At 51.7% G+C, this 16,751-nt stretch carries 10 protein-coding genes; 8 read left to right on the top strand and 2 right to left on the bottom strand.

Translation table 11 applies throughout. The features are described 5' to 3' along the window. The first annotated feature begins 57 nt into the window (after positions 1–57). On the top strand, positions 58–4,734 hold the full coding sequence (locus BUA40_RS06530; RefSeq protein WP_178299570.1) for a fibro-slime domain-containing protein: 4,677 nt from the start codon (positions 58–60) through the stop codon (positions 4,732–4,734). A 60-nt stretch (positions 4,735–4,794) separates the two neighbouring features. Further along, on the top strand, positions 4,795–5,196 hold the full coding sequence (locus BUA40_RS06525) for an SPOR domain-containing protein (protein WP_072799766.1): 402 nt from the start codon (positions 4,795–4,797) through the stop codon (positions 5,194–5,196). Positions 5,197–5,274: 78 nt separating this feature from the next. Here the strand turns inward: BUA40_RS06525 and BUA40_RS06520 are convergent, their stop codons facing one another. Next, positions 5,275–9,378 (bottom strand): hypothetical protein, encoded by a 4,104-nt coding sequence (locus BUA40_RS06520; protein ID WP_072799763.1) that lies wholly within the window; start codon positions 9,376–9,378, stop codon positions 5,275–5,277. A gap of 69 nt (positions 9,379–9,447) precedes the next feature. Further along, positions 9,448–10,362 carry a glutamate--tRNA ligase family protein gene (locus tag BUA40_RS06515; RefSeq protein WP_072799761.1) on the bottom strand — a complete coding sequence of 305 codons (915 nt, stop codon included), beginning with the start codon at positions 10,360–10,362 and terminating at the stop codon, positions 9,448–9,450. A gap of 91 nt (positions 10,363–10,453) precedes the next feature. Here BUA40_RS06515 and BUA40_RS06510 point away from each other — a divergent pair, with 91 nt between their 5' ends. The 6 genes from BUA40_RS06510 (at position 10,454) to ptsP (ending at position 16,744) form a co-directional block, all read left to right on the top strand. Further along, positions 10,454–11,983, top strand: a complete 1,530-nt coding sequence (locus BUA40_RS06510) for a M16 family metallopeptidase (protein ID WP_255369234.1) — start codon at positions 10,454–10,456, stop codon at positions 11,981–11,983. Further along, positions 11,983–13,017 carry a hypothetical protein gene (locus BUA40_RS06505; protein WP_072799755.1) on the top strand — a complete coding sequence of 345 codons (1,035 nt, stop codon included), beginning with the start codon at positions 11,983–11,985 and terminating at the stop codon, positions 13,015–13,017. Before BUA40_RS06510 ends, BUA40_RS06505 begins: the two co-directional genes overlap by 1 nt. Beyond that, positions 13,014–13,667, top strand: a complete 654-nt coding sequence (locus BUA40_RS06500; RefSeq protein ID WP_072799752.1) for a TrmH family RNA methyltransferase — start codon at positions 13,014–13,016, stop codon at positions 13,665–13,667. The genes BUA40_RS06505 and BUA40_RS06500 overlap by 4 nt, the downstream gene beginning before the upstream one ends. A gap of 83 nt (positions 13,668–13,750) precedes the next feature. Next, on the top strand, positions 13,751–14,671 hold the full coding sequence (locus BUA40_RS06495; protein ID WP_072799750.1) for an MlaD family protein: 921 nt from the start codon (positions 13,751–13,753) through the stop codon (positions 14,669–14,671). Positions 14,672–14,679: 8 nt separating this feature from the next. Continuing rightward, a complete protein-coding gene (locus BUA40_RS06490; RefSeq protein WP_072799748.1) occupies positions 14,680–14,952 on the top strand; it encodes an HPr family phosphocarrier protein in 273 nt (90 codons plus the stop codon). Beyond that, on the top strand, positions 14,924–16,744 hold the full coding sequence (ptsP, locus tag BUA40_RS06485) for a phosphoenolpyruvate--protein phosphotransferase (RefSeq protein WP_072799746.1): 1,821 nt from the start codon (positions 14,924–14,926) through the stop codon (positions 16,742–16,744). The genes BUA40_RS06490 and ptsP overlap by 29 nt, the downstream gene beginning before the upstream one ends. Positions 16,745–16,751: the final 7 nt, after the last annotated feature.

The following is a 16,751-nucleotide window of genomic DNA, read 5'->3' as shown; positions in this document are numbered from 1 at the left end:
AAAAGGCCGTCTTTTTGTTATGCTCTGTTTGAAGTAAAAACATCGATGGAAACGAAAATGATGAAAACAACAACGAACCTCCTATGCAAGTGGGCTTTGGGTGTCTGTCTGCTTTTCGCAGGAGTGCAGAACGCCTTTGCCTTAAAGTGCGAAGGTAAAATCTATGTACAGCTCCCGGATTCTTGGGCAACACCGTACATCATGGTTGACGGTACCAAGACCGAGCTATCGGCTGATTTGAAAGAAAACGGCTGGTATGTGCTAGATGCCTTGACCTATGGTGGCCAGTATGCTGAAAAGTTCTGGTTCATGAAGGCTGACTGGAATGACCCTGGTATTACGAGAGTTGACTATAACATCGGTGGCGGCCAGGACGGCTGGCAGCAGACTGACCCGTTTACCTGTGCCGATATGACCTCGGGTGTCATTTATATTTATGAAAATCCCGCAGAAGCCAACAAGACTTCTTTCGGACCGAACCCCCCGGATGCCAAGTATTTCTTTGTCATGATTCCGCCTGACATGGAAGAATGGATGTCTTCTGTGCCCATGATCAGTATGGATGGTGGCCAGACCGGTAAGCCCATGACGGCTGTGGAAGACCTGTGCGGCTGGTACTCTTATGTGTTCTTCGGTGAAGAAATCACCGACGATGTGGTCCTTTACCGCGACGACGACCTGTTGCGCGAAGACATGATCGGTTTGAACGGTAACTGGGAGATGGCTGCAACGGCAACGCCGATTCCTCTGGGCCAGATTCTTGAAAATACGGACTCCCTCTTCTTTGTCCCGGACGAAGAACAGAAGGGTGAAAGCCCGAATGGCTATTTCTACCACGCTGCCGATGTGGAAGGTATCGAAGGTACCTGCTCTTACACCATGGCCGCTATTATTTACGATACCGATGCTGATTTGCATCCGGCTTTCTCTTGCTACTCTGCCGGTGGTGAAGGCTGCCAGAGGGGCGCCCAAGGTGTTTCCCAGACGGAAGCCGTTACTGCAGTGAATAATTGCCTTGGCGTTCATCATGGACTTGTGGAAGATAAACTTGATCCTTCCAAGCCCCAGGCTATGAGAAAGCCGAAACTTACCACCTTGGGTAAGTCCTGCTTTATTAATGACACGTTCTTTGATCAAATGTTCAACTACGCCGAAGGCGTGAACGAAAAGAGCTGCTATGATATGCCGTTCAAGCGTTCTAACGACGGTAAGTGGGAATTCGACTCTGACTTCTACCACAGCCCGGGAGCCAAGGGCCCTGGTGGATTCTATCCGGCTGAAAATAATACAGATGAAATCATCTTGGCTGCAGACCCGTTGCAGAAACCGCTTAAAGCTGCTCGTACGAAACGTGCTGCCGAAGGTCCCGTGTTCTACGGCCCGGCCTTCCGCGAAATCGATCCGGCAACAGGTATGCCGAAGATTGATATTCTTTGTAACGGCCCCGGTTGGGACGGTGGTGAAGAATGTGAAGGCAAGTTCAATACCGGTAGTGATGAAGAAATGGCTTTCGCCATTGATTTTGTCGGTGGTGCATCCGGTACTTGCGTGATGGGTTGGTCTTGCTCTAATAGCGCTCCGACCGGTTGGCACTTCTTCAAGGAAGGAACCGATACCGAAGTGGATCAGTCTACTGCCGGCGCCTCTTATCGTTGGTCTGCTGAAAGAAACCAGCATTACTGCTTTGAATCTCATGCTAAGTTCACCCACAAGCCGGGTCTGAAGTTCAACTTCCGCGGCGACGACGATATTTGGGTGTTCATTGACAACAAACTCGCTGTGGACCTTGGTGGTACCCACTTGGCCGCTCCGGGTTATGTGGATTTGGATAAATTCAAGGGCTATGATGGTGAATTGCTGACGGTTGGTAACCAGTATGATATCGATATCTTCTTCTGCGACCGCCGTACGACCATGAGTAACGTTCGTATCAAGACGAACATGTACATCCAGCAGAAGACTGCTATCGATGTGAAGGGTACCAAGAACAAGGACAATCCGGCTGAAACGTCTTACGATATTTGCTACACCAAGACGGGTGACGGCTCTTGCGCCTCTGCAATGACCGGTGACGAAAAGGAAGAAAAGTACTGCGGTGAAGAAATCAAGAATGCAAACTTGCCCATTTCCTTCACCTTGGTCCAGGGTAACACCATTAGCTCTCCGGCTGTGCCTGGCTTTGAAAATGTCTCTGTTCCGGATGTGTACAAGTGCGGTATTGACTTGACCTCTCTGACCTCTCCGAAGGTGGACAAGTCCAAGGTTTGCCTTGGCGGTGGCCGCTACACTTTGTTCATCAACATTGATGGCAAGACCAAGAAGGTGGCAACCTTCCGTATGAGTGGTGAAGTGGACGTTGTTTATGCTAACGGCGTTGCCAAGGATACTACCGGCGTGGATATTCCGGGCGGCAAGTACACCTTGCAGACCTCCGCTATGGCTGGTGAAAGAGTTCCGGTCTATATCTCTTCTGTGGCTGCTGGCGAAGGCGCTACCAAGGATGTGGAAATTTATCCGGAAGATGCCAAGGGTGTTGAATACACACTTTCTCACGACAAGGCTATGGTTGTCTACAAGAGAGACGTGGATCCGCTCCTCGGAACGGAAACCTACACGAGAATTAGAGAAACGGACAAGCTCCAGATTGGTGAAACCGGTGTCGATACCGTGTACGTGACCGTCCCGATGGAAGAAATGAATGCTGCCATCAAGGAATTCAAGATCAGTGTTACTGGTCGTGACAAGGCCATGTCTATTAGCTTCTACCTGCCGCAGATTTCCTTTGTTGAAAAGATTCCTGAAGCCGGCGAAAATCCCACGGCTGTCAAGGGCATGACTGCTCAGGCCGATGGATCTTATGAAGAATACTGGTCTGGTTCCATTTATGACTTCTACCTTGTGATCCTGAAGCCCAATTCCGACGGCAGCTATACCCCCTGCTTGACAGAGTGCGATGGCTTTAAGGTCCATAACAGCGTTTCCTTGACCTCTCCGGGTATTGACTTTATCCCTGAAGAAGTGGCTTTCGAAAACGGCTACGCTACGGTGTCGATTCGTTCTCTGAAGGTCTATCGCTGGGATACGGATCCGGGTGTGAACAATCCGGCAAAGATCGTGGCTGAAATGAATGACTATGTCCAGGCCGAATACAGCCCGGTTTACTTCCGCGAACCGCCGGTACCTATTCCGGTCTTGGCTGACGTGTTCGACGTTCATGGTGCTACACCTTCTCTGGAACACAAGATTCCTGAACCCTACTTCAGCATGAGCCAGGAATACCTGGATGGTATTGGCGACTCTATCGCAATCTACTACGACCGTCGTCTCCATCAGGACTCCTTGCCGACTAAGATTTGCGTGATGTGGGATTCTGCTTCTGCCGAAGAACACAATCCGGTTGAAGAAGGCTACTCCAACATTCCGAAGGATGTCTCGATTACTTGTAACGCCTTGCTGACGATTGACAAGAGCAACATTGACTGCTCTAATCTGACGGAATACAATGGCGTGGGCGGCTACTGCTCCAACTTGATCACGATCGGCAATCTGCAACTCTCCAAGAGCGTCAAGACTGCTGGTGTGGGTAAGGTTCATTCTTACGCCGTGTTCAAGGACAAGGGCCGTGACGTGAAGCAGGGCTTCTCCGGTGCTTTGACAGACCGTATTGCTCCGGTGCCGCTGCGTGCCGAAGTGCGTACTCTTAAGAATGGTGACGACCTGACGGATTACGACAGCCTCGTGGTGATTATGTCCGAACCGGTCAAGCTCGTGACCACCTCCAACAAGAGAAGCTCTCTGGACTTCTACCTGAATTCTGCAGTTGACCTGGCTGACAATGCCCGCTATGCTTCTGCCTTGAGCAACACCTCCGCTGTGGTGACCGCTCAGAGCGATCCGGCTTTGGGTGCTGCCAATGGCGAAGGCCGTATCAAGTTCATGTACATGCGCGGCAGCGTTTCTCCGCACGTGGGTGACTATGTACGCCTGGCCGGTGACCTTGCAAACATCATTTGGTCTGACGATGTGGATCTGACCGTTGGTGGTGCCGACTCTATCCGTTCTACGGCTGATGCTGGCTTTGTCTGGAACTCTCCGACGGGTTACAAGGAAACCAAGCGCTTGCCGTCTATCTGGATTCCTGTGACGGGTGACGCTAACAAGGCTGTGCACGAAAACAAGTTTGCCTCTACGGCTAACGTCCCGGCTGGCGATAACGTTCCTGCCGTGTCGGTGAACGGCTATCGTACCACGATGACCAAGAACGAAGTCTTCGCTGCTGAAGGCGGTAGGCCGGGTCACTTCGTCGAAGCTGATATGTACGCTCTGTACAACGGCCTCTCCGACGAAGATAGGGCTAAGGTCACTGCTGATGACATCTTCTTCTACTACGAAGTGCAGTACTTCACCAACTTGGGTAACTACGTTGCCAGCAAGAAGCAGAAGATTTACTGCGACGACAAGAAGAACACGGCTGTTGGTCCTGACGGCAAGCAGATCCAGTACTTCAATGGCGGTACCTGTATTGATGCCGGTAATGACCGCAACTACTTCATCGGTTGGAACATGCGTTCTGACAAGGGCCGCGTGGTGGGCACTGGCGCCTACATCGTGAAGCTCAATTCCTACGTGAAGCTCGGTTCTGCCGGTAAGGATGCAAAGCAGGAATCTACCTCTGTATGGGGCATCAAGCGTTCGCCGAAGCCTGTTACAGACTACCTGAATGCAGGAAAGTAAACCCTGACATAATGAACTTAGAAAGCTCCCTTCACGGGAGCTTTTTGTTATATTTGACCTATGCGAAAGATTTTATTTGCCCTGTGCCTGTGCACCGTTGCCTTTGCCGCCGAACCGACCGATTTGGATACCCTTTTCCGCGGCAGGGAATACAAACCTGCTTTGAGCGCGTCTCTGCGCGACAGTGTCAAGAACGAATCGGCTGTGCCGAAGGCTGCCGCCAAGTCGTCCAAGTCTGATGGCTACTATATGCTTCAGTTTGAATCGGTGGCAGATTTTGATGCTGCCCAGCGTCGTCGTGCGCAGCTTTCCGCAAGCACCGGTTACTCCATTCAGGTGGTGTTCGATGCTCCCTTCTACAAGCTCCGCGGCGGTGGATGGGGTAGCAAGAAGGCTGCCGAAGACAAGGCTCGAGAATTGTCTGCTTACAATATCACGGCTTTTGTTGTGAAGGTAAAATAGCGACGAGCTCGGATGCCTTAGGCATCCTTTGAGTAATGAGGTTGTTCCACCCGCAGGGTGGAACTTTTTTTGTTAATGCTATTCCAAAAGTCCCATGGCCTGTTTCAGGGCATGTTCGTCCATGCTCTGCGGCATGAGGGCGCGTTCTTCAGGAGCTACGTAGGCAAGCTTGCGTTCAAAGTCCGGACGGTTCGAACGGTTGCGTGCGACCAAATCCTTGGCCTTGAGTGAGTAGTAGAACGGTCCGGTCTTGATAAAGCGTTTCTTTTGCAGACCCTGGTGGATTGCTTCGGTCAGAACTTGCTGTAGCACAGGACCTGCCCTGTCTACATGGTGCAGTTCCAGAACGCGCTGCTTCAATATTTCTTCGTGAATGGGCGCTTCGCTGTCGACGTAGAACTTGAGCTGCGTAATGAGCGCGGCAATGGGAAGTTCTGCGATAGGCTTGTCGTGGGCGGTTCCCTCGATCTTGGGGTGCTGCACCACGTAGGGTTCCGTCATGGGCTTGGAGGCGGCATCGAACACGTCGGATCCATCGTCTTCATCAGGTTCCGTTGTGGGCGGGGGCGCCACGCTCTGTTCGATGGCGATGGTTGCAATCAGGTGGCCGACTTCGTCCTGATTAGACATGAACCAGAACGGCAACCAGACGTTCATGACTTTCCAGCCGAATTGTTTTAGGATTAGCGGACGAACGTAATCGCGGTCTTCGATAGAATCGCGGAAACGTTCCGTCGTGCAGTCGTCTTCGATAAGGGACAAGAAATGGGTGGGGTTGTTCGCGTCAACCACGACCGGGCCCACGGGAATTCCGCCCTTGCAGGAATATTCTTGCACGACGATATTCGCGTCTTTAAGAACCTGAATGACTTCGTTGCGGAGCGGAGATTCTGCAGGTTCGATGTCCACGACGGGATCGTACTGTCTGGACTGCATGAAGTTGATCCATTCGCGGAAGAGCGAATTCTTTTGGGATGCAATCTTCGAGAGATCCAGTTCTGTGGTAAAGGCTCGGAGTTCTCGCTTTGCGAGGGTCGAACAAACCGTGACCTTGTGGTCGGCGGCCAGTCCGCTGGCGCCTTCGGCTTCGATACAGACGAGAATGGTGTCGCGGAACTGGTCCACGGCTCTTTCGGGAGTCTTCACGAAGTAGCGGATATCTGCGTTGGGTCTTGCGAAGAAGGCTGCCGCCGCAGTGCCTGCAATCAGCTTGGCCCGGATGCTGTCTTCGATTTCTTGACAGGTGGACTGGTGGAATGCGATGATTCCGAGAGTCTTTTCGGGGTGGCGTTCTGCATGGCGTATGGCGGTAAGCGCAATCGCTTCGATCTTGTCGGGGACTTCCTTGATTGAAATGCCCTTGAAAATATCATTGTTTGCCGGCGGAAGTTGCTTGATTCCGTTGTTGTAGATGCGTTCGTTGGCAAAGCTTACAATGGCGGGATCGCTGTACTGAGCCGAGAACCAGAGCTCGCGAGTCGGTGCTCCCTGGCGAAGGGCTGCCGTGAGGATGCTTTCTTGGAAGAAGGGGTTGCGTGCAACGGATTCTTCGTGGAAGGCATCGATGGGCAGGTATTCGTGACTCGGGTTGTGGGGGTCGCCCACAAGAATGGTCTTGGGAGCGGCAAGCAAAATCGGCGTGGCTTCGGCAAGGGAGATCGCGTCGGCATCGAGTATGATGGTGATGTCGAAGGATTGCTTGTCGGAAATGCGAAGTGCATCGGCGAGAGAAACTTCAGTAAGAACGCTCGGATCGTTGTCGACGGCGTTGTGCAGTTCCTTGAAGTTTGCACCCGAGAACTGGTCCAAGAGCGTGCGGTATTCCTTGCTCTTTTGAGCCTTAGCCTTCGGACTTTCCGAGAACAGGCTCGGGCAGGCTTTGGTCGCCGCCTGAATCTGGGCCCCGGTCCAATAGTGGGCGAGGGCGTTGCTGAAATCGGCATCTGCGTTATCGGGGTCCTTGAGGTATTCGACGAGGGCCATGCCGCAGTAGCTTTCCATTTTCTGGAAATGAGCGGCCAATTGCAGATGAATATCGAAATGGTTCCAGTTGTCGCTCCAGGACTGAATCTGGCCGAGCCACTTGTCGATGCTCAGACTTTCCAGCGGAGTTTCAAGCTGCATGTCCTTGTTGATTTGCTTGATGGACGTCTGGAGCTCGATGACGGAATTCCAGAGGTTCGACAATTCCGGTTGCAGCTCTTTGAAGTTATGCCATTGTTCCAGTAACTGCAGGAGCAAGTCCAGCTTGGGATCGTCCTTGTGCTGATCGCGGAATTCGTAAATGTATTGGATCTTCTGGTTCAGTTCGACCCAGTTAGAGCCTTCAAAGTGCCAGTCGCGTCCGAGCAGGTGATTGCCCAGCACGGCGCTTTCCTTGTAAGACTTCTTGTTTGCCTGCAGTTCCAATAAGGTGTCGATCAAATCCAGAAGCTTGGCGTCGGAGTCGACGGTCTTGGGTTTGCGAATCACTTGCAGCAAACGCTTGCGGGAAGAACGATAGCGTTCCGAAAGTCCCTTGAGTGAAATATTCTGGCATTCGGCAAAGTCGTCGCGTGCGTTTTGGATGTTTTCATCGACGGCGTTGTCGGTGTAAATGTCGGAGGTCTGCCTGCGGTACCGCACCCATTGGTCGCCAGCTTCGGGGAGGTGGGTCAGCGTGTCCTTGTAGGCGTGCCAGTTATGGCTACGAAGCTGCCAGTCTTCGAAGGTCGGCGTATTTTCGTCAAAGTTGTCGCGCAGGAGTTCGAGGATGTCGACCATTCCCGACAGGAACATTCCGGTGGGGAAGAGTCCTGTCGATTCCATCTTCTTGATGACCGGTTCCAGTTCTCTGGCGCGGTCTGCGGCGCAGCGGAGTTCTTCGGCAAGGACTTGCTGCTGTTCTGGGGACAGGCTTGCTACCTTGACTCCCTGGAAAGCCCTGCGGGCGTTGACGCCCTCCTTGTCGAAGTACAATTCAGACAAGGTTTGGATGTCTTTCTTGAGTTCCTGATATCCGTTGAAATCAAGCTGATTGATGCCGCGGAAAATGCGGTCGGGGAATTTCTTTTTGGGCGGTCTGACGTCCTTGAATTCGCGCAACAAGTCCGCCAGCACGACGTTGGTGGGCGGAATGGGCTTGTTGACGGCGTCGTAGTATTCCAGGAAGTTGTTCCGCATGGTGCGGATTTTCTGTTCCAGTTCACTGCGGTTGGAATCTGGGAAACTGCGGAAGGGCGGACGCCATGCGTTATGGAAGTTTCGCTTGCTGACGGCACGCTTGTGAACCACCAGCACCTTCTTGCCTTGGGCCACTTGGTCTGCCACAATGTTTGCTGCCACCTTCATTTTCTCGGTGCCGGGAAGAGCCTGGATCGCGTAGGCACAGGCGCTTTCGTTTTCGGCATCCACCGTCACCTTGTTGGTGTGGGAATCGGTGGTGTATAGGAAGTGGTGATCAGCAGGGGAGAAGACCTTGTCGAAGTCCTTTTCTTCAAACAGGGATTCCTGGGTCTGGAAGCCATCCTCGTGAAGAAGCGAATTAAGAATCGGATTGCCTGCGATGGCCTTTTCCGAAAAGCCCAGGTCATAACGTTTCTTGAGATTCAGCAGGTTGGAATTGAAGAATCCGAGACAAACCCCATGACGGGTGAAGCGCCAGTTGCGTTCGCCTGCGATGGCTTTTTCAAATTGTGAAAAATAGAGGAGCAGGCTGAACTTGCCGTTGATGATGGCGTCTTCGGCGGAGGGGAGCGCGATGGAGTCTTTGAGGCGTTCGCGCAGGATTACGTTTTCGATGGGTTGACGGGCCGAAATGGAAACCGTATTCTTAGTCGGATCGAAGTCCAGCGGAACCAAAAGGCTCGGGGCCAGGGCGTTGCCATCCCACTTTAAAAAGCCGAGAAGCAGGTAAAGGTCTGTTTCACCATAGTCGTCAAGCTTATGACGTAAAACCGCCGTAATGGAATCCAGGGCGGTTATCTTTTGCTGCGCGGTAAAATTCTGGGAAACCTGGAAGAAGGATTCCAGGGGAAGGGGCCCATGAGCCTGCAACCACTTTTCGTAGAAAAGGTCTCCTGCTTCGGTAATCAAAGGGGACTGTAAGTCATTTTTGGTCGAAAAGCAGAGTAAACGGTCTTTGGAATCAAAGAGGGCGGCTTCTTGCCGAATTTTGGCGACAATAGCAGAAGGTGAAGACATGTCTTGAATATACCTAATTTATTGTCGGTTGCGGAATTAGGGTTTTAAAAAGGAGTGTAAAAGGCGTGTTTAAAGTCGCTTTGCTACGATTGTAATCGCCTGTTCTAGCGCTGTAGGGGTATTGTTTGACAAAAATCCCGCTTTGTATAGGATTTGCCCGAGGATTTCCGGCGGTGTTTTACCGGCGTCTTTGTCTTGGCGGAGGCTATAGGCGTGCTCGCGTTTGGAAAGTTTTTTTCCGCTGGAATCCACAATCAGGGGGTGGTGCAAATACAGCTGGCGCGTGTACGGAGGAATGCGAAGACTCGGTTCGTCTTGGCAGGTATCGGCAATCAGCTGGGAAAGTGCAATTTGGCGGGCGGTGGAATTGCGGATGTCTTCGCCGCGGACAATGTGGGTGATTCCTTCGGTAAGGTCATCGATGCAGACGGCGAATTGATAGGTCCAGAAACCGTCGCGGTCGCGGATCGGGAAATCGCCACATTGAAGCTTGGGATTTTCGCTAAAGTCGCCGAGACGTTCGTCGTGCCAGTTGATTACTTTGTCTGGAATAACAATCCGAAGATTGTGCGGTAAATTTATCTCTCGTCTCTCGTCTTTCGTCTCTCGTCTAAAAAAACATTTCCCTTGATAAATCACCTCGCCGGTTTCGCTGATGGGGTTTTCGGATTGCAACTGCTTGCGGCTGCAGGTGCAAGGGTAAACGAGCCCTTTGGCGGTAAGCTTGTCGAGGACTTTCTGAAAGAAATCAAAATGGGAACTTTGAATGCTTTCGCTATCGTACCGGAAGCCGAGCCAGGCGAGATCTTCGCGGATACCGTCGATGTATTCCTTGCGGGCACGACCTTGGTCGTGGTCCTCGATGCGCAGGTGTATTTTGAGATCCCATTTTTTTGCGGCGGCCCACACGTAAAGAGCGGAGAGCAAGTGCCCTTCGTGTAAAAAGCCCGTGGGACTCGGTGCAAATCGGATAATGCCTGGCATGGGTGGAAATTTAGAAAACAGGGGGAGATTCCCGCCTCCGTGGGATTGACACAAGAGGAATTTTCTAACTTATTGTTTGATGAAGTTTGATTTGAAAGATTTCTTTTTGGCTGCTGCTTCAGCGATGGCTTTGGTTGCTTGTTCCGGTTCGCCGGAACCCCAAACGGAACCTGTACCGGCAGCTGTGCAAGCCGATACGGTTGCTACGTCTGCCGTTGAAGAAAAGGCTGAGCCTGCAGTCCCTGCAAGCTATAAAGATATTCAGTTCCCGGAATACAAGTACGTAGCGCCTTACCCCAAGGATTATCGAGTTGAAATTGCGCCGGGTATTGCAGGCTATATCGTGAGTGACCGCAGCCTTCCGCTGGTGAATTTTACGGTCTATTTTGAACAGCCCCGTGCTCCGCTGGCACTTAAGGACGAAGCGGCGACATCTATGATGGGCGGCTTGTTGCGTCGTGGCGGCGGCGGTGGAATTTCGGCCAAGGCTTTGGATGATTCTCTGGAATTTATCAGCGCCGGAATTTCGTCTTCTGTGGGAACCTTTACGTCCTCTTTCGATATCGACTGTTTGTCCAAGGATTTCCCGAATATGCTTGCCCTTTCGAAGCAGGTGCTGACGGCGCCCGCCTTTGACAAGGATCAGTTTGAAATTATGCGTGCGAATTTCTTGACGGCTTATGACCGCCGTTACGACACGCCGGCAAAAGTCCTTTCGGCTCTCCGTTCCAAGGTGAACTACGCTCCGAACCCGAGACTGTGGGACGCCAATGCCGCCGACTACAAGAAGGTGAAGGTTGCAGACCTGAAGCGTTTGGCGCAAGGCGTGTATGCTAACGGCCGTATTCTGTTTGCTCTTTCGGGCGACGTGGATAAGGATTCAGCAGTCGTGATGCTCAAGGAATTCTTTGAAAGCTGGAATGCTACCGTTGCGAAGAACATAAAGAAGGACTCCAAGAACCTCTTCCAGGAACCGACTCCGCTTTCGTTCGTGAGAAAGCCTGGAATCTATGTGGTGGATAAGGATATTACTCAGGCCAATATTTCCATGAACCAGCCCTTTGTGCGTAGACCTCACGCCGACTATTATCCGGCTGCAGTGGCAAACTTCATTTTGGGCGGTGGCAGCTTTACGAGTCGCCTGATGAACCGCGTCCGTAGCGACGAAGGCCTTGCTTACAGCGTGTACAGCTCGGTGGGTAACGACTACCGCGACACGGCTATGGTGACCATTGCCTTGCAGACCAAGGTGGAGTCGGTGGAATTCGCCCTGAAGCTCATTCGCGAAGTGGTGAATGAATTCGCTGAACAGGGGCCGACCGAAGAAGAACTTGCCCAGGCGAAAAAGTCGTTGATTGAAAGCCTGCCGAGCCTGTTCGACAGCCCCGAGGCGACTGCGATTATTTTCGCAAGGGGAGAACTGGTGGGAAAGACTTATGACCACTACCTGGATTACGTGAAGGAAATTAATGCGGTGACGGCCGACCAGGTAAAGGCGATGGTCAAGAAGTATTTTGACATGGACAAGATGACGACTTCCATTGTCGCCCCGGTTTCGAAGCTTGATGCGATTAAGCCTTTCACGGTCATTCCACAGGATAGTCTGGAGTTTAGGGATTAATGAAGATTCTTGCATACATAGCGAAGTCTTTGATGATGGCCCTGTTGTGCGGGGTATTCGCTTTTGCGGCTGAAGGGCCTGCGACTGATACGCTCGCCCGTCACAAGTTGCTGAAACAGCTGCAAAACGAAGACGATTTGCGTTCGCTGTGCTCTGGACTTAAGACGTGCATGAACATGGATTTCCCGGGTTGCTCTGTGGGAGACAAGCATCCTTGGCCTAAAGTAAAGTACGATGGCGAATTTTGCAAGCCATTCAAGGAACTTGCAAATCGCGGCTACAAGGCTGATCCCGGCGCTCCCATGGTTCCCGAGATTTATGCTAGGCTCGGTCGCCAGTACCGCGTGGAGTACGTTTACGAAGGAACGCTCCCGCTGAATGAAAACGTTATCAAGTATTTGTTTGACAACATGCCGTTTACGGCGCAGCTGATTAACGCCTATCTGGACGAAAACTATACGCTGGAATATACGCATCCGAACAGAAGGTTCTTTAACGGCAGTAACGGACGCAGCCTTTCGGGCGAATTCTATTGGGCTCTGCAGGATAGCGCGGGTCAAAAACTCGGTATGCGCGATGTGTTCTTTGGCTATGGACACGCCAAGATCTTGCGTTGGGCTCTTCACGGGACGGCGGTCGCCTACTTGGACATGGACCCTATTCCCGGTAACGAGATTAAGTACAAATTAACTGCAATCGTATTCCCCGGCAATTCCGTGCTCAACAACATTATGCAAATGAAGGTGTTCAGGAGCGTGGTGAATACGAAGATTGAACACATTGTCAATGACATCAAGAAGGCGGCCGGTATGTATTTTGGCGGCAACAAGGAGCCCATGCTCAAGAGTGCCCAGCTGAAGTCTGCCGACAATGTCCAGTATGTTCTTGATTTCGAAGAAGTGGTGAACGGTGCCCATTGGGAACTCGGTGATTTTGAACGCTTGCAGAAGGCCCGCAAACAAAAGCGCGAACAGGATATGCAGGCAGTTCCCATCATGGTAAAAGATATTCAGGCTATCAAGGAAAAGAAATGACGAATGAAACTCTTGAATCCCTTTTGGAACGTGTGACGGAACGCCGTCGCGAACTTTTGACGTCTGTCGTGGATCGCCGTACGAGGCATTTTTGCATGGTGCTTGAAGACTTGTTCGACCCCCACAATATTTCGGCTGTGATCCGTACTGCCGAAGTGTTCGGGCTCCAGGATGTCCACATTATCGAAGAAGACAACGCCTACAGCGTGAACAAGTCTATTCTGAAGGGCTCTTACAAGTGGATGAGCCTGTACCTTTACAAGAAGCGTATGCTCTGTATGGAAAAGCTCCGCGCCAAGGGTTACAAGATTGCCGTGGCCAGCACGAATACCACCAATTCTGTTCTGGATTTGGATTTGAGCCAGCCGACGGCTTTTTACCTGGGAAGTGAATTCCATGGAAACCACCCCGACACCCTGGCCCATGCCGATTATGAATTCAAGCTGCCCCAGTACGGTATTACCGAATCCATGAACGTGTCCGTGGCCGGTGGCGTACTCATGACCTATTTGGACGTGTATATGCAGAAAATGGGCCGCGAAAACTTCTTGCTTCCTAAGGCAGAACGTGACGCCCTGCTTTTGGACTGGCTCGACCGCCATGTGAACGGCATCGAAAACAACAGCCCGATCGTGCGAATCGACGAGTAGCCCCCTTAAATCTGGCCTTAAAAGCTCTCTTTCGGAGAGCTTTTTCTGTATTGTATACAAAAATATGCTAGATTAAGTTTCAAATGAAAAAGTATTCGGCTCTTTATTTTTCAGTTGGCTTGGTGGTCATCCTAGCCCTGATTATTCTTGTTTTTGGAATATTCTTCTTAAATGAGAAGGACCCCCGCGAAACCTTTAATACCTACTACCTGCGCTTCACCCAGGTGAGCACCCTGGTGCTCGATGACCCCGTGAAGGTGAATGGCGTGAAGCTCGGTAAGGTCGAATCCATCGATTTGGCCGGCCACCGCGTGGTGGTGACCATCAGGCTCCGCACCGACGTGAAAATCCCGAAGGATTCCGAAATCCGCGTGCAAAACATCGGTATCATGGGTGAACGCCAGATTGGCATGATCCTGGGTGATTCGTCGAGCTACTTTGCTCCGGGTGATACCATTACGGGCCAGTTTGACGCCGGTATCGCCGAAGCCCTTGGTCTTGTGGGCGAGGTTTGCGACTCTACGAAGGTACTCTTGGAATCGGTGAAGCAGGCCTTGAACCAGACGATCGTGAACCCGGAATTCCAGGAACGCTTCAAGACCCTTCTTGTGAAGGCTGAAACCTTGGAAGACCGCATTCTGGTGATGCTGAATACTGCCGACCCGCAGCTCCGGAAGAGCTTGGAAGGCTTGAACCAGGTGACGGTTAAGGTGAATAACCTGATTGATGGCGTTAAGCCGCCTATCGACAATATGTTTGCAAACACCGAAAAGGTGATGGGTAACGCCGACAAGTTGCTGGGCGAATTGGAACAAGTGACTAGCCATTTGGACGAACTCGTCGTGAAGGTCCAGAAGAAGATCGAATCTAAGGACAACACGGTGGGTATTTTGCTGAACGACCGTACTTTGCATGACGATTTGGTCAAGACGGTCCATTCGGCAGACAGCTTGGTGCGCATTATCTTACAAGATGGTCTAGACATCAACGTGGATTTTTTCTGAGGAAAACAATGATCGAAAAAACATTGGTGGTAACCAACAAGTTAGGGATACACGCTAGACCTGCCGGGATGATAGTGGACATTACCGGCCAGGCCAAGAGTGACATATTCATTGTGTTCGAAGGCTCCAAGGCTAACGCCAAGAGCATCTTGAACGTGATGATGCTTGCTATTCCTGCAGGGTCCGAAGTCAAGTTCGAAATCGATGGCGAAGACGAGGAACAGGTCGCTTCGCAGTTGGAAAGTCTGTTTAATGACCACTTCAACGAAGAACCCTGCTAAGAAGCCGGAACTGACCCGAACGGTCTTAAAGGGCGTTCCTGCATCCCCGGGCTTTGCCATGGGGTGCGTTTTTCCGGTAACGAACCGGAAGATTTCGGTGGTAGAAGAAACGCTCCCCGAAAGCCGTCTAGCAGACGAAGAACAGCTTTTCTTGAAAGCGGTTCATAAGACGACGAAGGAAGTTTCGCAGATCAAGGAAATTTCCGAAGGTCGCACAGGGATGAAGGACAGCCTCATCTTTGCGACTCATTTGATGATTTTGCAGGACCCCACTCTGATCAACGGGGTACTCGATAAAATCCGCAAGGACCGCAAGAATGCCCGCTGGGCGGTGCATGTGGTTCTTGGCGCCTTCATTGACAAGTTTGAACAGATCGATTCGCCGGCCATGCGCGACAAGGCGGCCGACTTGAGGGACGTGTACAACCGCTTGATGGCGGCCATGGAAGACTCCGGACCGGTGCTCGAGGATGTAGCTACCGAAGAAGGTGTCGTGCTGGTTGGCCACGAACTGTTGCCCAGTCTGTTGATGTCCATTAAGCCCGGCCAGGTGGCGGGGCTTGCCATGGATACCGGTGGCCGCACGAGCCACGTGGCTATCTTGGCCCGTTCGCTCCAGATACCGTTGGTGTCTGGTTTGAGAAATTTTGCAGCCCTCGTCAAAGTGGGCGATACGGTCATTATTGATGGCTCGAGTGGTCAGGTTGTAATCAACCCGAACCAGGAAGACATCAAGGATTTCTACAAGCGTCAGGAAATCTTTGAAAGGCAACGCCGTGAATTGTTCACGATGCGCCAGCTGGAACCGATGACCCGCGATGGCAAGTACATTACTTTGCACGCCAATATTGAACTCCCGTCGGAATCGGAAAAGGTGACCGACTTCGGTGCGACGGGTATCGGTCTATACCGTTCTGAATTTTTGTTCTTGCGCAATGAAGCTCCGACGCAAGATGAACAGCGCGATGCTTACCGCTACATTCTTGAAACCATGCACCCGTGCCCGGTGACCATCCGTACCTTGGATGCCGGTGGCGACAAGTTGGTGAGTGGTATTACGGCGGTGAATGAATCGAACCCGTTCATGGGGTGGCGCTCCATTCGCGTGTGCTTGGACCGCGAAGATATTTTCTGCACGCAGCTCAAGGCTCTGTTGTTGGCCAACACTAAAGAAAACTTGCGTCTTTTGCTGCCTATGATTTCTAGCATGACGGAATTCCGTCGTGCAAAGGCTTGCATTGTCAAGTGCCGTAAGGAACTGGAAGCGGCCGGCAAGAAAGTCGCGAAGGTGAAAATCGGCGTGATGATTGAAGTGCCTGCTGCTGTGATGATTGTGGACAAGCTGGCCAAGGAAGTGGATTTCTTTAGCATTGGTACGAACGACCTGGTGCAATTTACGCTTGCCGTGGACCGTACCAACGAATTGATTACGGATATGTTCCAGCCTCATCACCCGGCTGTGCTCAGCATGATTTACCAGACGGTTCAGGCTGCACACCGCGAGGGTATCCCCGTGGCGGTTTGCGGTGAAATGAGTGCGGACCCATTGAGTGTGTTGTTGCTGGTGGGCCTTGGTGTCGACGAACTTTCGATGACGCCTTGGAGCGTGATGTCTACTAAGAAAATCATCCGTTCGATTAACTTCGAAGATGTGCGCGACTCCGCACTGACGGTGTTGCAGATGGATGATGCCGACAGCGTGAATACCTTTATGCACAACAAGTACGCCCAGACAATTCGTGACTTGGGAATATCGAGCTTTGTGGGCCAGGTTGATAGCAGCAAGAAATAAAAATCAA

Origin of the sequence: Fibrobacter sp. UWT2 (assembly GCF_900142545.1) — a bacterium.
GTDB lineage: Bacteria > Fibrobacterota > Fibrobacteria > Fibrobacterales > Fibrobacteraceae > Fibrobacter.
Note: the sequence above shows the minus strand (reverse complement) of the source record. Positions and strands in the feature narration are given on the sequence as shown.